The 17,377-nt window shown below is 67.0% G+C and carries 18 protein-coding genes; 16 read left to right on the top strand and 2 right to left on the bottom strand.

Going from position 1 to position 17,377, the window contains the following annotated elements:
* Window positions 1-2: 2 nt before the first annotated feature.
* The 5 genes from IPK85_18815 (at window position 3) to rsmA (ending at window position 4,282) form a co-directional block, all read left to right on the top strand.
* Entirely contained in the window at window positions 3-980 is a 978-nt protein-coding gene (locus IPK85_18815; protein MBK8249426.1) for a phosphotransacetylase, read from the top strand.
* Window positions 981-1,008: 28 nt separating this feature from the next.
* Window positions 1,009-1,341, top strand: coding sequence for an STAS domain-containing protein (locus IPK85_18810; protein ID MBK8249425.1), 333 nt, complete (start codon window positions 1,009-1,011; stop codon window positions 1,339-1,341).
* 73 nt (window positions 1,342-1,414) lie between these two features.
* Complete coding sequence (locus IPK85_18805; protein MBK8249424.1) at window positions 1,415-1,873, top strand: ATP-binding protein; 459 nt, start codon at window positions 1,415-1,417, stop codon at window positions 1,871-1,873.
* Window positions 1,870-3,474 carry a SpoIIE family protein phosphatase gene (locus tag IPK85_18800; protein MBK8249423.1) on the top strand — a complete coding sequence of 535 codons (1,605 nt, stop codon included), beginning with the start codon at window positions 1,870-1,872 and terminating at the stop codon, window positions 3,472-3,474. Before IPK85_18805 ends, IPK85_18800 begins: the two co-directional genes overlap by 4 nt.
* A 22-nt stretch (window positions 3,475-3,496) precedes the next feature.
* On the top strand, window positions 3,497-4,282 hold the full coding sequence (gene rsmA / locus IPK85_18795; protein ID MBK8249422.1) for a ribosomal RNA small subunit methyltransferase A: 786 nt from the start codon (window positions 3,497-3,499) through the stop codon (window positions 4,280-4,282).
* On the opposite strand, the gene IPK85_18790 is transcribed toward rsmA, so the two are convergent.
* Window positions 4,279-4,905 (bottom strand): redox-sensing transcriptional repressor Rex, encoded by a 627-nt coding sequence (locus IPK85_18790; GenBank protein ID MBK8249421.1) that lies wholly within the window; start codon window positions 4,903-4,905, stop codon window positions 4,279-4,281. The genes rsmA and IPK85_18790 overlap by 4 nt on opposite strands.
* A gap of 180 nt (window positions 4,906-5,085) precedes the next feature.
* Between IPK85_18790 and IPK85_18785 the strand changes: the two genes are divergently transcribed.
* The 9 genes from IPK85_18785 to IPK85_18745 all read left to right on the top strand — a co-directional run bounded on the left by IPK85_18785 (window position 5,086) and on the right by IPK85_18745 (window position 12,518).
* On the top strand, window positions 5,086-5,925 hold the full coding sequence (locus IPK85_18785) for a 3'-5' exonuclease (protein ID MBK8249420.1): 840 nt from the start codon (window positions 5,086-5,088) through the stop codon (window positions 5,923-5,925).
* Window positions 5,922-6,806, top strand: a complete 885-nt coding sequence (locus IPK85_18780; GenBank protein ID MBK8249419.1) for an MBL fold metallo-hydrolase — start codon at window positions 5,922-5,924, stop codon at window positions 6,804-6,806. Before IPK85_18785 ends, IPK85_18780 begins: the two co-directional genes overlap by 4 nt.
* Window positions 6,807-7,127: 321 nt before the next feature.
* A complete protein-coding gene (locus IPK85_18775) occupies window positions 7,128-7,643 on the top strand; it encodes a translation initiation factor IF-3 (GenBank protein ID MBK8249418.1) in 516 nt (171 codons plus the stop codon).
* Between the two features lie 18 nt (window positions 7,644-7,661).
* On the top strand, window positions 7,662-7,859 hold the full coding sequence (rpmI, locus tag IPK85_18770; protein ID MBK8249417.1) for a 50S ribosomal protein L35: 198 nt from the start codon (window positions 7,662-7,664) through the stop codon (window positions 7,857-7,859).
* 12 nt (window positions 7,860-7,871) lie between these two features.
* The gene (gene rplT, locus IPK85_18765) at window positions 7,872-8,231 is read left to right on the top strand and encodes a 50S ribosomal protein L20 (protein MBK8249416.1); all 360 of its coding nucleotides are present in this window, start codon (window positions 7,872-7,874) and stop codon (window positions 8,229-8,231) included.
* 143 nt (window positions 8,232-8,374) lie between these two features.
* Complete coding sequence (gene pheS / locus IPK85_18760) at window positions 8,375-9,385, top strand: phenylalanine--tRNA ligase subunit alpha (GenBank protein ID MBK8249415.1); 1,011 nt, start codon at window positions 8,375-8,377, stop codon at window positions 9,383-9,385.
* A gap of 49 nt (window positions 9,386-9,434) precedes the next feature.
* Window positions 9,435-11,891 carry a phenylalanine--tRNA ligase subunit beta gene (locus IPK85_18755; protein ID MBK8249414.1) on the top strand — a complete coding sequence of 819 codons (2,457 nt, stop codon included), beginning with the start codon at window positions 9,435-9,437 and terminating at the stop codon, window positions 11,889-11,891.
* A gap of 7 nt (window positions 11,892-11,898) precedes the next feature.
* Complete coding sequence (locus IPK85_18750) at window positions 11,899-12,201, top strand: hypothetical protein (protein ID MBK8249413.1); 303 nt, start codon at window positions 11,899-11,901, stop codon at window positions 12,199-12,201.
* Window positions 12,198-12,518: a cell division protein ZapA gene (locus IPK85_18745; GenBank protein MBK8249412.1), complete on the top strand. Its 321-nt coding sequence runs from the start codon at window positions 12,198-12,200 to the stop codon at window positions 12,516-12,518. The genes IPK85_18750 and IPK85_18745 overlap by 4 nt, the downstream gene beginning before the upstream one ends.
* Before the next feature lie 7 nt (window positions 12,519-12,525).
* Here the strand turns inward: IPK85_18745 and IPK85_18740 are convergent, their stop codons facing one another.
* The gene (locus IPK85_18740; GenBank protein ID MBK8249411.1) at window positions 12,526-14,553 is read right to left on the bottom strand and encodes a sulfatase; all 2,028 of its coding nucleotides are present in this window, start codon (window positions 14,551-14,553) and stop codon (window positions 12,526-12,528) included.
* Window positions 14,554-14,888: 335 nt separating this feature from the next.
* Here IPK85_18740 and rny point away from each other — a divergent pair, with 335 nt between their 5' ends.
* Both rny and folD read left to right on the top strand, forming a co-directional pair.
* On the top strand, window positions 14,889-16,472 hold the full coding sequence (gene rny / locus IPK85_18735; GenBank protein MBK8249410.1) for a ribonuclease Y: 1,584 nt from the start codon (window positions 14,889-14,891) through the stop codon (window positions 16,470-16,472).
* A complete protein-coding gene (gene folD / locus IPK85_18730) occupies window positions 16,459-17,364 on the top strand; it encodes a bifunctional methylenetetrahydrofolate dehydrogenase/methenyltetrahydrofolate cyclohydrolase FolD (protein ID MBK8249409.1) in 906 nt (301 codons plus the stop codon). Before rny ends, folD begins: the two co-directional genes overlap by 14 nt.
* Window positions 17,365-17,377: the final 13 nt, after the last annotated feature.

The following is a 17,377-nucleotide window of genomic DNA, read 5'->3' as shown; positions in this document are numbered from 1 at the left end:
CCATGCCGGCGTTCCTGGAAACCCTCGCACAGCGGGCCGCGACGCGCCAGCGCCGTATCGCGTTTCCGGAAGCCGACGATCCCCGGGTGCGTGAGGCCATCCTGGCGCTGCACGAGCGCCGCACGATCCACCCGGTGGTTGTCGCGGCGCCTTCAATGGACGCAACGCCATTCCGGAGCGCCGGCATCGAGGTCGTGCACCCGTTGACGGATCCGCGCGCCGCGGGGTTCGCCGCCGACCTGCATGCGCGGAGACGGGCGCGGGGGATGGATCTGGACGAAGCGGCGCGACGGCTCCGTGACCCCCTCTTCTTCGCCGATGCCCTGGTCGCGTCGGGAGCGGTGGACGGCTGCGTCGCCGGCGCGGTATCGACCACGGCCGACGTGCTGCGGGCGGCGCTGTGGGTCGTTGGACCTGACGAGGGCGCCTCCACGGTGTCATCGGCGTTTTACATGGTCGTTCCGCCGTTTCGCGGTAGCGCCTCTGAGGTCCTCACCTTCACCGATGGCGCCGTCGTCCCGGAGCCGACCGCGACCCAATTGGCGGATATTGCCGTCTCCGCGGCGCGCGACCGAAGCCGGATTGTCGGTGACATGCCCGTCGTGGCCTTTCTCTCCTACGCCACGCATCTCAGCGCATCAGGCGCGGCGGTGGATCGCGTCCGTGACGCCATGGCTCTGTTCAGGCAGCGGATGCCGGACGTCCCCGTCGATGGCCCGATGCAGGTAGATGCCGCTTTGATCGAGGCGATTTCCGCGCGGAAGGCGCCCGGATCTCCCATCGCCGGGCGCGCCAACGTCCTGATCTTCCCGTCGCTGGAAGCCGGGAACATCGGCTACAAGCTCGTGGAACGCCTGGCCCACGCAACGGCCGTTGGTCCCATCATCCAGGGGCTGCGCCGACCCTGCTGCGACTTGTCGCGAGGTGCCTCTTCCGGCGACATTATGGCCGTCGCGGCCATTACTGCGCTGCAGGCATGACGGATCGCGGAATCCCATCGGAGCAGACATGAGTTTCACCATCAAGAAGCATGGTGAGGTGTGTGTGGTCGATGTCGACGGTCAACTGATCGTGGGCAATCGGCAGGAATTGAAGCAAAAAGTCCTCGATGAACTCGAGCGGGGAGAACGCCGCTTCCTGGTCGACTTTTCGCAGACGGGGTACATCGATTCGTCCGGCCTTGGCGTCCTGGTGTCCTTGTCAAAGAAGGTCCGTGAGTCCGGCGGCCAATTCCGGCTGTCGAGCCTCAACGATGACCTGCGGACCCTGTTCGAGCTCACCAAGCTCGATACCCTGTTCCAAATCGCCCCCTCCAGGGATTCCGGGCTGGCCTCGTTCTGATCCGCCCAATCCCTCCACTCCCATGCCCCCGGGAAAGTGACCCCGGGGCCCCTGCGCGCGTTTTTCTGTCAGAATGACTGCTCCGACCGACGCCTTCCTCGTGGACCTGCCCGGTGACAACGGGTTCCCGATCGACGTGCGCGTCCCCTCCGATGTGCGGCTGATCGAGCCGCTCGTCGGACTGGTGACTCGCCAGTGCGCGGTCCGGCAGCTCTCTCCCCGTGCCTGCAACCTGCGGGTGCCTGTGGCCCTCACCGAGGCGCTGTCGAACGCCATGCTGTACGGGAACCGAGAAGATCGGACCCGCAGCGTGCGTTTGCGTGCACGCCTCGACGAGGTGTCGCTGGTACTGGAGGTGGTGGACGAAGGGAGCGGATTTGACATGGAAGCGTGCACGATCGATCCCACCAGTCCCGAGCACCTCGATCGCGAGGATGGTCGCGGGCTGTTCCTCATGCGGACACTGATGGATCGGGTTGAGCGCTTCACGGACGGCGGTAACGTCGTACGGCTCACCCTCCATCGTGCGTGAAGGACCTCCACCAGGTCATTCTCGGCTTCACGACGGCCACCGGCTTGCCGGCGGTCGTGTGGACCACGACGCACGACGAGCGGGGGTGGGTCGTCGCCGCTGGCACGAGCACCGTGGCGGCTCCCGGCATCCTGCGCCTGCTCACCTCGGGCATGGCCCCCGCCGAGCTGGAGGTGGCCGGTGGGATTCTCTTGATCAGTGCCACCACGGGCACGGCGCGGGCCTGGGTCGGCGTAGGTCCGTGTGATCCACGGGATCGGGAGCGGGCGATCGCCGCGCTCGCCTTCCTCGCGCCTGTGGTCGCGCACTACTTCCAGTCGTCGCTGGAGATGGAGCATTCGGCCTACGAGCTGGCCGAACGGTATGAGGAGATCAACCTCCTGTACACTACGAGCGAGATTCTTGGGCGCACGGTGTCGTTGGAGGATGCGGCCGCCCGGATCCTTGCCGAGATCTCCGAGACGGTCGGCGCCCGTCGGGCCGCGATTCTCGTGCACGACCGGTCGACGGATACGCTACAGGTGCTGAGCGCCCTCGGTTTCGAGTCCGCCGGCCTTCCGGCGATCAGCACCTCCAACCCGGATGCCGTCACCGCGTTCGTGTTCCGCGAGCAACGCGGATACATCTTCGATGACGACGTCATGCCCTGTCCGCTGGAAGCGCGGTTTCGCCAGGGCGGAGTCCTGGCCGTGCCGATCTTGTGGACCAACCCAGGGCACCATCCGGCCGTGCCGCTGGGGGTGCTCACCCTCTCCGAACGACGGACCGGCGAGGCATTCAGCGCTGGGGACGAGAAGCTGGTCTCGGCAATCGCCACCCAAATCGGGACTGCCATCCAGAATGCCCGTCTGGTCCGCTCGTCGTTGGCCCAACAGCGACTGCAGCAGGAGATGTCCCTGGCCAGTGACCTGCAGCAGAAGCTGCTGCCCGACGCGCGGCTGTTCGCGCCGGAAGCACAGGTGGCGGCGCGCGTCGTCTCGGCGGACAGTGTCGGTGGGGACTTCTACCAACTGTTTCGGCTTGGGGGAGGGCGGACGGGGATCATGATTGGTGATGTCTCAAGCCATGGGATGCGGGCGGCGTTGGTGATGGCACTGGTCATGAGTGCCTCGTCGATCCATGCCCAGGCGACGGCGGATCCTGCGGAGATGTTGTCCAAGTTGTTGGGGACCCTGTCAGATGAGCTCGAGAGCACCGAGATGTTCGTCACGGCCTTGTACGCCGTGATCGATCCGGTGCGCGGTCGCATTCGGTATGCGAACGCGGGGCACCCGCACGCCTTTGTGCTCGCCGCGGACGGCTCGGTGGAGCGCCTGGGTGCGTTGGAGCCTCCGCTCGGGATGTCCGGCGCGATTCTCTCCGCCAGGGAGCGTCCGTGGAGCCCGAACCGAGATGTGCTGCTCCTCTTCACGGATGGCATTTCCGACGCGAGGAATCATCAGGAGGTCGCGTTCGGCGAGCAGCGCGTGCTCGACGTCGCGCGCACGGTACGCGAGGAGGCGCCGTCTGTCGTCGTGGATCGTATCTTCTCCGCAGTAGCGTCGCATGCGGGCGACGCTCTGCGTCGTGACGACCTCACCCTCGTCGTCGCGCGTAGCTAGCACTCGTCCCGCGCGCCCCGGCGTGCCCATTCGTCGACGATTCGGCCAGAACTTTCTTACCGACCAGCACGCCCTGGCGCGGATCGCCGCTGCGCTCGAGCTCTCGGGGGGAGAACAGGTCGTGGAGATCGGGCCGGGCCGCGGCGCCCTGACGGCGCACCTCGTGGGGCAGTGTCGGCGACTCACCTGTGTCGAGATCGATCGCGACCTGGTGGCGGGGCTGCGCGCCACGTACGGCGCCCACGAGGATGTCGCGATTGTGGAGGGGGATATCCTCGCGACGGACCTCGACGCACTGGCGGGCGGGCCGTTTGTGTTGGTCGGCAACGTTCCGTACAACATCACCACGCCGATCATCTTCCATGCGCTGTCGAGCCAAGGAATGCAGCGCGCCGTCTTCCTCGTCCAGCGCGAGGTCGCCGATCGGTTGTCCGCGCGCCCCGGGGATGCCAACTATGGGGCGCTGACGGCGAACGTTGGCCTGACGTGTGAGGTGGAAACGGTCGCGGCGATTCCTGCCGGCGCCTTCTTTCCGCGTCCCAAGGTGCAGTCTGCCGTCGTGCGACTCACGCCCCGGGCCAATCCGCGCGTATCACCTGGTCGCGCCTCGGACGTTCGCACCTTTGTCACGGCCCTGTTTGGGCAGCGTCGGCGCCAATTGGTCCGTGCGCTCCGCACGGTGTCCGACCTCTCGGCCGAGCGGGCGACCGACGTGGTGGCCCAGGCACAGCTGGACGCGACCTGCCGGCCGGAAACACTGGGGGGAGCCGAGTTCGTGCGCCTCTACGAGGCGGTGCACAGCGCCTAACGCGAACGGCTGGAGAGTTCGTAGCTCAGTCCTTCCAGCTCCATGGCCATGTTCACGCTTCGGACGGCCACGTCGGGGGGCACCTGCAGCTGCGTGGGCGCAAAGTTGAGGATCGCCTTGACCCCCGCGTCCACCAGCCGTCGGGCGGCGTCCTGCGCCCCGTCCGCGGGGACCGCGAGGACGGCGATGTCCACGGCTTGGGTGGCGAGATCGGCCGTCACCAGCGAGAAGTCACGCACCACGATCCCATCCCAGCGCGTCCCGACCTTCGCAAGGTCCGTGTCATAGACCCCAACGACGTGGAACCCGCGCGGACGAAAGCCGTGGTACTGGGCGAGAGCCGTACCAATCTTGCCGGCGCCCACGATGATCACATTCCATTCGCGCCCGAGCCCCAGGATGTCGCGGATGGAGTTCGTGAGTTCAGGCACCGCGTACCCGAGCCCGCGCTTCCCGAACGAGCCGAAGAACGAGAGATCCTTCCGGACCTGCGCCGAGGTGGTTCCGCCATGGCGCGCGAGTTCCGCGCTGGAGACGGTGGACAGGTCTCGCTGCGCAGACCCCTCGAGGAACCGAAGGTAGATCGAGAGCCGTCGAACCGTGCTGTCCGCGATGCGTTTCACTGATACTGGCGGGCTTGTGAAAGTATTCACAAAGTAGGCGGTCCTTGGTAACCGGTAAAGCGCCATTGGGACTGATCTCGCTTCGGTGTATGTTTGGCCGAGACAGGACCTGGAGCCAACCTGAGAGCCGAAAGTCCGGTGAAGAGCGGGGCGCCCCGGAGCCTGCGCAGCGATACCGAGGTGATCTCCCGCGCTCGGGAGGCACTCAAGCATGGCCCGCTGGACGACGTGGCGCTCCTTGGCCGGGTGCTCAGCCTTCCGGGTGCGCCGCCCGTGGTGGCCGCGAGGATCGCGGCGTCGCTGTTCGGTCGTCAGGAGGGGTTCGCCCGGTCGGCTGACGGCCATTGGATGATCCGTGAGGAGGCGGCGAGCCCGGACGAGGTGCCGGCGCTGTCGCGCGTGTCCTTCGCGGTGGTGGACGTGGAGACCACCGGCGGAGGGGCACGAAGCGGGGATCGCATCACGGAGTTTGCCTCTGTGCCGGTGTGCGGGCGGGAGGTCGGCGAGCCGTGGACCACCCTCGTCAATCCATTGCGACCGATCCCATCCAGCATCACGTCGCTGACGGGGATTTCGACGCGGATGGTGCAGTCCGCCCCGACGTTCGCTGAGGTCGCGCCCGGAGTCGTCGACCAACTGAAGGGTCGCGTATTCGTGGCGCACAATGCGACCTTCGACTGGGGTTTCGTGTCGCGGGAAGTGGTGGCGGCGACGGGCGGTGTGCTGGACGGCGACCGCCTGTGCACCTTGCGGATGGCGCGGGTCTTGTTGCCGCAGCTCAAGCGTCGATCGCTCGATGCGCTGTGTTACTACTTTGGGGTGGAGAACCCGGCGCGGCACCGGGCGTGGGGCGACGCCCTCTCGACAGCGCATGTGCTGTCCCGGCTGCTGGGGATCGCGCAGGACCTGGGGCTGGACACCTGGCCGGCGTTGACGGCCCGGCTCGACCGCCGGACCTCCCGGGCGCGGCGGCGACGGCGCGCAATGCCGCGTCCGGTCGATTACGATAGTGCGGCATGACCATCTCTGCTGCCACACCGTCGGTCGAGACGCGGACACTCGGTCGCCTCCGGATCCACGCCATCCAGGCCGCCGGCCAGAAGTTGGACGGCGGCGCCATGTTCGGGGTGGTGCCCAAGCCACTGTGGGAAAAGCGCATTCGGCCGGACGAACGCAACCGGATTCCGCTGGGCATGCGTTGTCTGCTGGTCGAACACGAGGCTGGCCTCGTGCTGATCGATACTGGGGTCGGGAACAAGGAGAATGACAAGTTCCGCGACATTTATGGGATCGAAAACGCGGGCGAGGGCGGGGGGACGTGGCTTGAGGACGGCCTGGCGGCCCTGGGCTTTACGCCATCAGACGTCCGGGTCGTGATCAACACGCACCTGCACTTCGATCACGCCGGCGGGAACACCCGCGTCGATCCCGATGGGGGTGTCGTGGCATCCTTCCCGAGGGCGCGGTACTTCGTGCAGCACGGGGAACATCACTGGGCGACCCACACGAACGAGCGGACCGCGGCGAGTTATTTCACCCGCAACTGGGATTCGCTGTTGTCGTCCGGCGCCATGACATTGGTTGAGGGGGAGCTTGAGATCGTGCCAGGGATCACGACGGTGCTGAGTGGCGGGCATACCCCTTGGCACCAGAGTGTGCTGGTCGACGGGGGCGATGGGGAGAAGGCGCTCTTTCTTGGCGATGTGTGCCCGACTGCTGCGCATCTGCCGTTGCCCTGGATCATGGGATACGACGTGGAGCCGCTGGTGACCCTGGAGTCAAAGCGGCGCATCCTGACCCGGGCGGTCGGGGAGGGTTGGCTGCTGGTCTTCGAGCACGACGCCGAGGTCCCCTGGGGGCGGATCGAGCACGATGGGAAGGCGTTCCGGCTCAAGGGGTGAAGGGGCAGGGGGCGGGGGCCCCCTTCGGGAGGTGGGATGTTGGCGGGGTGTGCTGGCGCATGGGTTCAGGGCCGGTGCTCCCCTTGCCCTCTAAGTCCCTGTCCTCTAGGTTCTTAGCTACAATTCGTTGAAGTAGAGCGGAGACGCTGCTCTCACCTGACGGCCCGCGTGCGGAGCTGTCTGAGTCCTCGATATGAACTTGTCCGGTGCGCCGTGGGCGCAGCGGCCGGTTGTTCATCGCGGGCTCCCAGGGGGTCCGCGTTTTCATTTTCGGGGACGAGCGTTCGGCGTCTCCACCCCTCCACCTGAGGATTGCCAGCTATTCAGGACACGACCAAGCGCATTCGCGTCAATCGCCAGATTCGCATTAGTCCGGTACGCGTAATCGGTGCTGACGGAAGCCAACTCGGGATCATGGAAGTGGATCGCGCGTTGGCCCTTGCCGACGAGGCAGGGATGGATTTGGTGGAAGTCGCGGCGGCCGCCCGGCCTCCCGTGGTCCGCGTGATGGACTTCGGGAAGTACAAGTTCGAGATGGCCAAGCAGGCGCGTGCGGCGAAGAAGAAGCAGCACGTGATCGAGTTGAAGGAGGTGAAGTTCCGCCCCGGCATCGACGATCACGACTTCGAGACCAAGGTGCGCCATGCGCGGCGGTTCCTCGGCGAGGGCAACAAGGTGAAGGTGACGTTGATGTTTCGGGGGCGGCAGATCGCACACCCGGAGCTTGGGCACGCGGTAGTACAACGGGTGGCGGTGGAACTGGCGGACGTCGGGAAGATCGAGATGTCAGCCAAGATGGAAGGGAAAGCTTTGACCATGATTCTGGCCCCCAAGTAGGGGCCTGGGACGATCGACATGCCGAAGATGAAGACCCACAAGGGGGCGAAGAAGCGTTTTTCCGTCACGGGGACGGGGAAGGTGCGCCGCCTGAAGGCCAACAAGAGTCACATCCTCACCAAGAAGGACGCCAAGCGAAAGCGGCGCCTGCGCCGTCCGGCCACGTTAGGCACGAATGGCGAGGTGAAGGTCATCAAGCGTTTGATCCAGGCTTAAGGAGCACGAGCAATGGCACGCGTCAAGGGAAATCCCAAGCGCCTCGGGCGCAAGAACCGGTACATGAAGGCCGCGCGCGGCTACTTTGGCGCGCGCAGCAAGTTGTGGGGCCCCGCCAAGGAGTCGGTCGAGCGGGCATGGCGATACGCCTATCGGGATCGCCGCAACAAGAAGCGCGACTTCCGTCGGCTCTGGATCGTGCGCATCAATGCGGCCGCACGCCTGAACGACATGAGCTACTCCGTCTTCATGAACGGCCTGCACAAGGCCGGGATCGAGGTCGATCGCAAGGTGCTGGCCGACCTCGCGGTCCATGATGCCACGGCGTTTACCGCGCTCGCCGAAAAGGCGCGCGCTGCGCTCGCCGCCTGACCTTCGCGTCCGGCGCAGTGACCTGAGCGGCGGTGGCGCGGTCTCTCGCCCCCGCCGTTCTTCGTTAGCACCGTTGGGTTTGCTTGCGCTCCGCAGTCTGGGAGCATAGTCATCGCGTCTGTCGTCTGCCTCTCCGCCATCCCGTGACACTCGCCGAACTCCTCTCCGCATGTGACGACCTCCGTGCCGCCGCGCTCGGCGATATCGCCGCGGCGCCCACCACGGAGGCCTGGACCGAGCTCCGGACCCAGTTGATCGGCCGAAAGGGGGGGCGCGTCACGAACCTCATGGCAGCGTTGCCCACCCTGCCCGCCGAGGATCGCCGCTCGGCCGGCGCCGCCATCAATGCGCTGAAGCAGGCGGTGGAAGCGGCGCTCGATGCGCGCGCTGGCGAATTGCAGGCGGCCCGTGCCAGTGGACCGGGGCTGGACCTCACCATGCCCGGACGTCCCGCGTGGCGTGGCAGCCGGCATCCGGTCACCCTCGTCATCGACGAGATCACCGACATCTTTCGCGAGTTGGGCTTCACCATCGCGCTTGGGCCTGAGGCCGAGACCGAGTGGTACAACTTCGGGGCGCTGAACTTTCCCCCCGATCATCCCGCGATGGACATGCACGACACGTTGTACCTGGGGACGGGGACACTGCTGCGGACGCACACCTCGCCGGTGCAGGTGCGCACGATGCAGCGATGGAACCCACCCATCCGGGTGCTGGCGCCGGGCAACGTGTATCGCCGCGACTTCTTTGATGCGACACACGCCCCAGCGTTCGCCCAAATCGAGGGACTGGCGATCGATGAGGGGATCTCGTTCGCTGACCTCAAGGCGACGCTGACGCATTTCGCCAAGCGGTTTTACGGCGCGACGACGCGCACGCGATTCGGGCCGTCCTTCTTTCCGTTCACGGAGCCGTCCGCCCAGATGGATGTCGAGATTGACCTCGGGGATGGCCGCGGTCTTCGATGGGTGGAGATCATGGGGACCGGGCTCGTCCACCCCGCGGTGATCGAAGCCGCCGGGCTCGACAGCCAGCGTTACAGTGGTTGGGCGTTCGGCATGGGGCCGGCCCGCATCGCCATGTCACGCTACGGGATCCCGGACATTCGCCTTCTGTACGATTCCGATGTGCGTTTCCTGGAGCAGTTCGCCTGACGAGTTGTTGGCTCGCCCTGCCATCGACGTTCCCGTTTCCTGACTCACCGTGCTCTACTCACACGACTGGTTGCGCGCCCTGGTCCCGCACGATCGATCGGCGACCGACCTCGCGGCGCTGATTGGCCGTCACGTCGCGACCATCGACGCCCTGACTCCGCTGCGTGCGGACCTTGTCCCCATCGTGGTGGCTCGCGTGGTGGAGGCGGGGCGTCACCCGAACTCGGACCACCTGTGGGTCACCAAGGTGGATGACGGGACCGGCGCGCTGCTCGACGTGGTGTGCGGGGCGCCCAACGTTGTGGCGGGAACCCTCTACCCGTTTGCGCGGGTCGGGACGGTCATGCCCACCGGCAACAAGGGCGGCATCCTGATCGAGCGGCGCAAGATCCGGGGCGAATGGTCCACCGGCATGTTGTGTTCGGCCCGCGAGTTGGGGCTCGGTGAGGACCACGACGGGATCATGCCGCTCGACCTGGATGTGCCGACCGGCACTTCGTTGTTAGCGGCGCTTCCCGTGGGCGACACGTGCCTCGACGTGGACGTCCTCCCGAACCGCCCGGACCTCTTCTCGCAGCTGGGGATGGCGCGGGAGGTGGCGGCCCTCACACGGACCCGGCTGCGCCCGCTCGTGGACGTGGTGGCCAGCGAGGCCGGGGGCGCCGCGCTCACACTTCCCGCCGCGACCCGTGGCCGCGAGGCGGCCACGGCCGGTGGGGTCCAGGTCCGGCTGGAGGACCGGGCGGGGTGCCCGCGGTACATGGCCGCCGTGGTGCGCGGCGTCACCGTTGGCCCCTCGCCGGAGTGGCTCGTGAATCGCCTGGCGTCGGTCGGTGCCCGCAGCATCAGCAATGTCGTGGATGTAACCAACTACATGCTGCACGCTGCCGGACAGCCGATGCACGCCTTCGACCTCGCGCGCCTCGGACAGGCGACGCTGGTGATCCGCGGGGCGCGCGAGGGAGAGCGGCTTCTCGCGCTCGACGGCGTGGAGCGGGCGCTGCAGCCGGAGATGACGGTGATTGCCGATGCCGACCGGGCCGTGGCCATTGCGGGCGTCATCGGGGGACGCGAGAGCGAGGTAACGCCGACCACCACCGACGTGGTCCTCGAGGTCGCGGCGTTCGACGCCCGGACGACCCGTCGGACGCGGCGCGCGTTAGGCATCCAGACGGACGCCGCCCACCGGTTTGAGCGCGGCGTGGATGCGGCGGGCACGGCGGCGGCGCTGGCAGCCGCGGCGCAGTTGCTGGTCTCGGTGGCTGGCGGGCGCGTCGAGGGGATCGTGGATGTCGGCGAGGCACCGCCGCCACCTGCGCCGGTGTCGCTCAGCGTCACGCGCCTCGGGCGCCTGCTGGGTGATGTGGTCTCCGCCGAGGAAGTTGCCGACCTGTTGCGCGCCATTGGGTTCGCCACGACGCGCGAGGGGGACACCCTTCAGGTGCAGCCGCCCACGTGGCGTCGCGACGTGGTGCGGGATGCCGACCTGGTGGAGGAAGTCGCGCGCTTGCGCGGGTACGACCGATTGCCCGACGCTCTCACCCCGTTCCGGCCGGGTGCCGTGCCGGAGCACCCGTATGCCGTGGTCACGCGTCGCCTGCAGGCCGAGCTTGTTGCGGCAGGACTCCACGAGGTGCGACCGATGCCGTTTGTGCGCGGGGATGACGCGACGCACGTCCGCGTGGCCAACCCGTTGGCCGAGGACGAGCCGCACCTGCGCCACACGGTGGCCGAATCCCTCGCCCGTCGGGCGGAGTACAACCTGACGCGCATGGAAGGCAATGTCCGGCTGTTCGAGGTCGGATCGGTGTTTCGCAAGACAGATGACCGGTTGCCGGTGGAGTCTCTTCACGCTGGTGTGCTGCTGATGGGGTGGCGGCGGCCCCCCCACTTCACCGAGCCGGAACCGCCGGCGATCGATGCATGGGACGCACGCGCCCTCGCGGAACGCCTCGTGCCGATGGCCCATGCGGGGGCCATGTCGGTGGAGCCAGGCCACGGTGGCGGCGACTTGTGGCGCGTACACGCCAACGGAGAGGAAGTGGCGCGGGTCTTCCGCGTGGACCTCGATCGGCCGGTATGGGCCCATGAGGCGTTTGGCATTGAGCTGTGGATCGGGACGCTGGATTCCGCAGATGTCACGCCGCCGGGAACCCACGCGGCGCCACCAATGGCGGCGCCTTCGGCGACCGCACACCCGACCTACCGCGCGCTGCCCACGCAACCCGCGGCCGAGTTTGATCTTGCCCTCGTCCTCCCGCCCGACATCGCGGCCGGCGCGGTTGAGGCCGTCATCCGCGGGGCTGCAGGCGCCTTGCTGGAGTCCCTGCGCCTGTTCGACGAGTACCGCGGGACGGGACTTCCCGAGGGGCATCGATCGGTTGCATGGCGATTGACCTTCCGTGATCCGAGTCGCACACTTCGCGACAAGGAAGTCGAAGGACGACGCGCGAAGATCGTCCAAACACTGGAGAAGGAACTTGGAATCCGTCCGAGAGGGAGCTGAAGGCCCCGTGGCCTCACCTGCGTTGCGGCAGTTGGATGCGCTGGTTCGCGCCCTCGGCGATGAGTTGGCCGGATTCCGGCGCCGGGCGCAGGCAGCCGAAGCACGCGTCCGCGCGCTAGAGGGCGCCGCGACGGTCGGCAGTGATCTAGCGACCTTGGAGCGGGTCCGCGCTCTCGAGCTCGAGAATGCCGAACTCAAGTCGCGGCTGGCGTTCGGGGCCAACCGAACCCGGCAGCTGGCGGCACGTGTGAAGTTTGTCCGTCAGCAGGGTTCGCGTCCCGTCGGGCCGTCGGGAACGGGGGCCCCGTGAGCGAAAAACGCCACGCGGTCAAGGTCTCGATTGTCGGGGAGGAGTTCACGATCCGGAGCGACGAGACCCCGGAGCACACCCGGGCCGTTGCCGAGCACGTCGACCGGGCGATCAAGCAGGTCTTGAATACGAGCCCGGTGATCGAAATGCAAAAGGCGGCGATCCTGGCGGCCCTGCAGATCACCGACCAACTACTGAAGTCCCGGGCGGCGCGTCAGGATGTCGAAGACGAGATCGACGCGCTTTCGACCGAGGTACGTCGATGGCTCCCGCCGGCGAAGCGCGGCGAAAGCGGGGATTTTCCGGCTGTAACGTGAGGTCGGGTCAGCGACGCGCCCGGCGCTTGCCTAACGGGCCGAAGACGCTGTCCAACGCCGCGTACAGCTGACGTGCGATGTCAGGCTGCTCCGCACTGATGTCACGCCGTTCCATGTAGTCGGCGTCGAGGTCGAATAGCAACGAGGACTTGCGGCTCTGGATCAGCTTCATGTGTCCCTCGACGGCCGCGTAGAGATCGCCACCCGACGACGGCCATGCCGGACGGCCGTACGGATGTCGCTCGATCACGGAGAACGCCTCCCCGCTTGGGACGGAGTCGCGCAGCGCGGCAGCGAGGGAGCGGCCGGGGAACGACGCGGTGTCGCGCACTCCAGTGAGGTCCACGATGGTCGCGGGAATGTCGCGGATGCTCACCGGGGTGTCCGAGCGTGTCCCTGCAGGCAGCAGGCCTGGGGCAACAATGACCATCGGCACGTGCAAGACGCCATTGTACAGGCTCTTCATGTGGCCGTAGACCGCATTGCCATGCTCGCCGAATTCCTCGCCATGATCGCTCGTGATGATCAGGATCGTTCGGTCGAGCTTTCCGCGGGCCCGCAGCCCCGCGAGCAAGGCCTCCAGTTGTGCGTCGAGGTAACGAATCCCGCCATCGTACGCGTTCCGGAGCTGGATGAGCGTCGCAGAGTCGGGGACGGGAGCCGTCGCGTCGTGGATCCAGTAGCGCTCGCCGGGGGCGGAGAACGTCCTGTTGAATGGCGGCGGCGGAGCGTAGGGTTCGTGCGCGTCGAAGTGATTCAGCACCGCGAGGAACGGCCGATCCGGAAGCCCATCGATCCAGCGGAAGAATGATGCGTTGACATGGTCCGCGCGCCGCCGGAACATCCGCTGCTGCGTACCTTGCGCCTCCCGAACCCGCTCCATCAAGCGCCGCGTCAACTGTCCTCGCGCCGCCACCAGGACGGCGGAGACCGGCGGCTGGTCGTCATAGTGCTGCAGGCCGCGGCCGATCCCGAATTTCGCCGAGCCATACACGAGGTTGGCCGTGAATCCCGCGGTGGCGTATCCCGCACGTTGCATGACCTCGCCAATTGTTGGGTACCGCGCGTCCATCGGGAGTCGGAAGCCCGTGCTCAGCTCGTGTGGAAGCCGTCCGGTCATCATCCCAGCGTGGGAGGGGAGCGACCACGGCGCCGTTGCGAAGGCCCAGTCGAACGCGACCCCGTGCGTCGCCACCGAGTCCAGGACCGGCGACGTCGGACGTGAGTACCCATGGAGCGACAGGTTCGCGGCGCGAACGGTGTCCCAGATCAGGACGATGACGTTCGGACCATCCGCCCGAGCAGGGGCCGCGCCGTCCACTCTCATGGAGCTGCCGATCACTCGGAAGGTCGCTGGCACCAACGGGAGGAGAAGGAACACGCCTGCACCCCGCACCAACCAGCGGTCGGCATGCTGCCTGATCTCCGGCGTGAACAGGGAGGCCAGCCGGGATCCGGCGGATCCGGCGCCGATGCTGAGGAGCGCCATGGCTACCGGGTGCAGCAGAACCTTGAACGCGAGCATGACTCCCGCGACACCGAGGGCGAGGACGATGGGCAAAGCCAGACGACCCGCGCGGAGCCGCCCCCCCGATGCGCGCTGGAGCAGGAGCAGGAGCAGTACCACGAGTACAGCCAGTGCGACGGCATCCAGCGGAGCCATCCACAGCGCCTCGGCCGGGGTGTCCTCACCGCCGGGCTCAAACAGTAGATTGGAACGAAGGTACGAGACGGCGGCTTCCAGCATCCCGAACGAGAGGGCTGCCACCCCCGTGGCCGCCAACAGTGGTCGGGACTCGAACTCCGGTACAGCCGTGGCCCCGCGCTTGTGGAAGCGTTCGCGGCAGCGGCCGACGAACGACGGGCCATACCGTGCCGCGACGATCGCCACGAACATCAGGGCGGAAAGGAGCGCGGCGGCCCGGTACCACAATCCCAAGTAGTGCTGTACGAGGTGGACTTCGCGGCCGCTGATGGCCTGGTTCAGAACCTCAAGGGACTCCCGCCTATAGGCGGACCGAATGGTGGCTGGCACAGCGACTAGGGCCAGGAGACCCCAGCCCAACGCTACCAGAGCGATCAGAACGCGTCGTCTCAGCATTGGGCCACATTACACACCCGCGCAGGAAATTCCAGCATCCCCTTTCAGCGTCACATTGGTTGCCTTGCCCCCCTGACGGGGACTCCGTAGCTTGCCACGTGATCGCACCTGTCGGCACGTAGGTCGCGGACCTGTCACGACTTAGCGCCTTCCACCTCGCGCCCCACGTCGGCGCCAGCCGAAGGCCCAGAGTCCCCACGGATCCCGCTCTCGTTCCGGTCGGCGAAATCCCTGAACCTCGCGGCTCGCTTCGCGATGGAGCATAGATCATGGACCAAACGCTACTCGCTGCGTTAGGCGGACTCGTTGTCGTCGCCTCCGTGGCGTTTTTTATTTTGGGTCGAGGCGCCGGAAGGCGCGCCGCCATTGCCGAACAGGCGCTGGCGAAGGCCACCGCGGAAGAGACCGGCAAGCGGATCGTCGCCGAGGCCGAGCGCGAGGCCGACTCGCTCCGCAAGAACGCGGTGCTCTCCGGCAAGGAAGAGCTGATGAAGGCCCGGGAAGCCTGGGAGTCTGAGGCCCGGCACCGGCGGGAGGAGGTCGAGCGGGAGGAACGTCGCGTCCAGGAGCGCGAGAATCAGCTAGACAAGAAGTTCGATCTTCTCGACCAGCGCGAACGGGACCTCGGTCGTCGCGCCAGCGACCTCGGCCGCAAGGAAAAGGGGGTCGGCGACCGCGAGGCCGAACTCGACCGCCTGGTCGCCGATGAGCGCCGCCGCCTGGAGAGCCTGGCCGGCATGTCGGCTTCCGAGGCCAAGACCGAACTCATTTCGCGCCTGGAACGTGAGGCGGAAGCAGACGCGGCGAACCGCATTCGCGAGATCCGCGAGGGGGCCAAGCGGAACGCCGAGCGGGAGGCCAAGAAGATCGTCGCCCTGGCCGTGCAGCGGATCGCCTCCGAGCACACGTCGGAGATCTCAGTCTCTTCGGTCTCGCTGCCGAATGACGAGATGAAGGGGCGCATCATCGGGCGCGAGGGCCGGAACATTCGGGCCTTCGAGCTGGCGACCGGGGTCGACGTCGTGATCGACGACACGCCGGACACAGTGGTGGTGTCGTGCTTCGACCCCGTCCGCCGTGAGGTGGCCCGCCTGGCGCTGGAGAAACTCGTCGCCGACGGTCGGATTCACCCCGGCCGCATCGAGGAGGTCGTCGCAAAGTCACGACGCGAGGTCGACGCGCAGATCGTCGAGCTGGGCGAGCGTGCCGCGTACGAAACGGGGATCCACGGGTTGCACCCCGAGCTGATCAAGCTCATCGGGCGCATGAAGTGGCGCACCTCCTACGGCCAGAACATCCTGGACCACTCCAAGGAAGTCGCGCACCTCGCCGGGATCATGGCGGCCGAGCTTGGGCTGGACGTGACGATGGCGAAGCGCGGCGCCCTGCTGCACGACGTGGGCAAGGTTCTCACGCACGAACACGAAGGCACCCACGTGCAGCTGGGGGTGGAAGTCGCGACGAAGTTCGGCGAACACCCGCTCATCGTGAACTGCATTGCGGCGCACCACGACGACGTGCCGCACGAGAGCGAGGTCTCCGTCCTGGTGCAGGCCGCCGACGCGATCAGTGGGTCGCGTCCCGGTGCCCGGCGCGAAGCGTTTGAGACGTACGTCAAGCGGCTCGAAGGACTGGAGAAGATCGCGTCGAGCTACCGCGGCGTGGATCGCGTCTTCGCCATTCAGGCTGGGCGTGAAGTGCGTGTGGTCGTGACACCCGAGACGGTGGACGACAACCGCATGGCCGCGATGGCCGAGGAGATCGCGCGCCGCATCGAGTCGGAGTTGCAGTACCCGGGGCAAATCAAGGTTGTACTCATCCGCGAAACGAGGGCAGTCGATGTCGCACGGTGATTCCAGCACGGGCGCCACCAGGATCGATGGGGTGGCGGTGGCGAAGGCGGTCCGCGACGATGTGCAGCTCGAGGTCAACGAGCTCAAGGCGCGCGGCATCACGCCGGGGTTAACGGTGGTGTTGGTGGGAGAGGATCCCGCGAGCACCGTCTACGTCCGCTCCAAGGAAAAGATGAGCAAGGAGCTGGGGATGAAGGGGGAGACGATTCGCCTCCCCGCGGAGACCCCCCAGGCCGAGCTCGAGGCACTCATCGACCGGCTTAACGCCGACCCGACGGTGCATGGGATCCTGGTGCAGAGCCCGTTGCCCAAGCACATGGACGAGAACACCATCGTGCGGCGCATCGACCCGGCGAAGGATGTCGACGGCTTTCACCCGGTGAACGTCGGCAAGCTGCTGATCGGTGAAAAGGACGGCTTCGCCCCGTGCACCCCGGCAGGCGTGCAGGAGCTGCTGGTGCGATACGGGGTCGACACCACCGGCAAGGAAGCGGTCATCGTCGGGCGCAGCAACATCGTCGGCAAGCCGATGGCGGCGTTGCTCGTCCAGCAGGGCGCGGGCGCCAACTGCACGGTGACCATCTGCCATTCGCGCACGAAGGACCTGGCCGCACACACGCGCCGCGCGGACATCGTCATCGCGGCGATCGGCAAGCCCGAGGTGATCACCGGGGACATGATCCGACCCGGCGCGGTCGTGATCGACGTGGGGATCAACCGGGTGACAGATGCGACGCAGCCCAAGGGGTATCGCATCGTCGGCGACGTGCACTTCGAGAGCGCGAGCGCCGTAGCCGGGATGATCACGCCGGTGCCGGGGGGCGTGGGGCCGATGACCATCGCCATGCTGCTGAAGAACACCGTGCGCGCGGCTCGTCAGGCGGGTCGGTGAGCGGGGGCGGGCG

The organism is Gemmatimonadota bacterium, assembly GCA_016712265.1.
Lineage (GTDB): Bacteria > Gemmatimonadota > Gemmatimonadetes > Gemmatimonadales > Gemmatimonadaceae > RBC101.
The sequence above is the reverse complement of the archived record's forward strand: the minus strand, read 5'-3'. Positions and strand labels throughout refer to the sequence as shown.

Coding starts and splice junctions, on each gene's coding strand:
- IPK85_18805 (MBK8249424.1), top strand. CDS start 1,415: ATGACTGCTCCGACCGACGCCTTCCTCGTGGACCTGCCCGGTGACAAC.
- folD (MBK8249409.1), top strand. CDS start 16,459: ATGTCGCACGGTGATTCCAGCACGGGCGCCACCAGGATCGATGGGGTG.
- IPK85_18815 (MBK8249426.1), top strand. CDS start 3: ATGCCGGCGTTCCTGGAAACCCTCGCACAGCGGGCCGCGACGCGCCAG.
- IPK85_18810 (MBK8249425.1), top strand. CDS start 1,009: ATGAGTTTCACCATCAAGAAGCATGGTGAGGTGTGTGTGGTCGATGTC.
- rny (MBK8249410.1), top strand. CDS start 14,889: ATGGACCAAACGCTACTCGCTGCGTTAGGCGGACTCGTTGTCGTCGCC.
- rplT (MBK8249416.1), top strand. CDS start 7,872: ATGGCACGCGTCAAGGGAAATCCCAAGCGCCTCGGGCGCAAGAACCGG.
- rpmI (MBK8249417.1), top strand. CDS start 7,662: ATGCCGAAGATGAAGACCCACAAGGGGGCGAAGAAGCGTTTTTCCGTC.
- IPK85_18780 (MBK8249419.1), top strand. CDS start 5,922: ATGACCATCTCTGCTGCCACACCGTCGGTCGAGACGCGGACACTCGGT.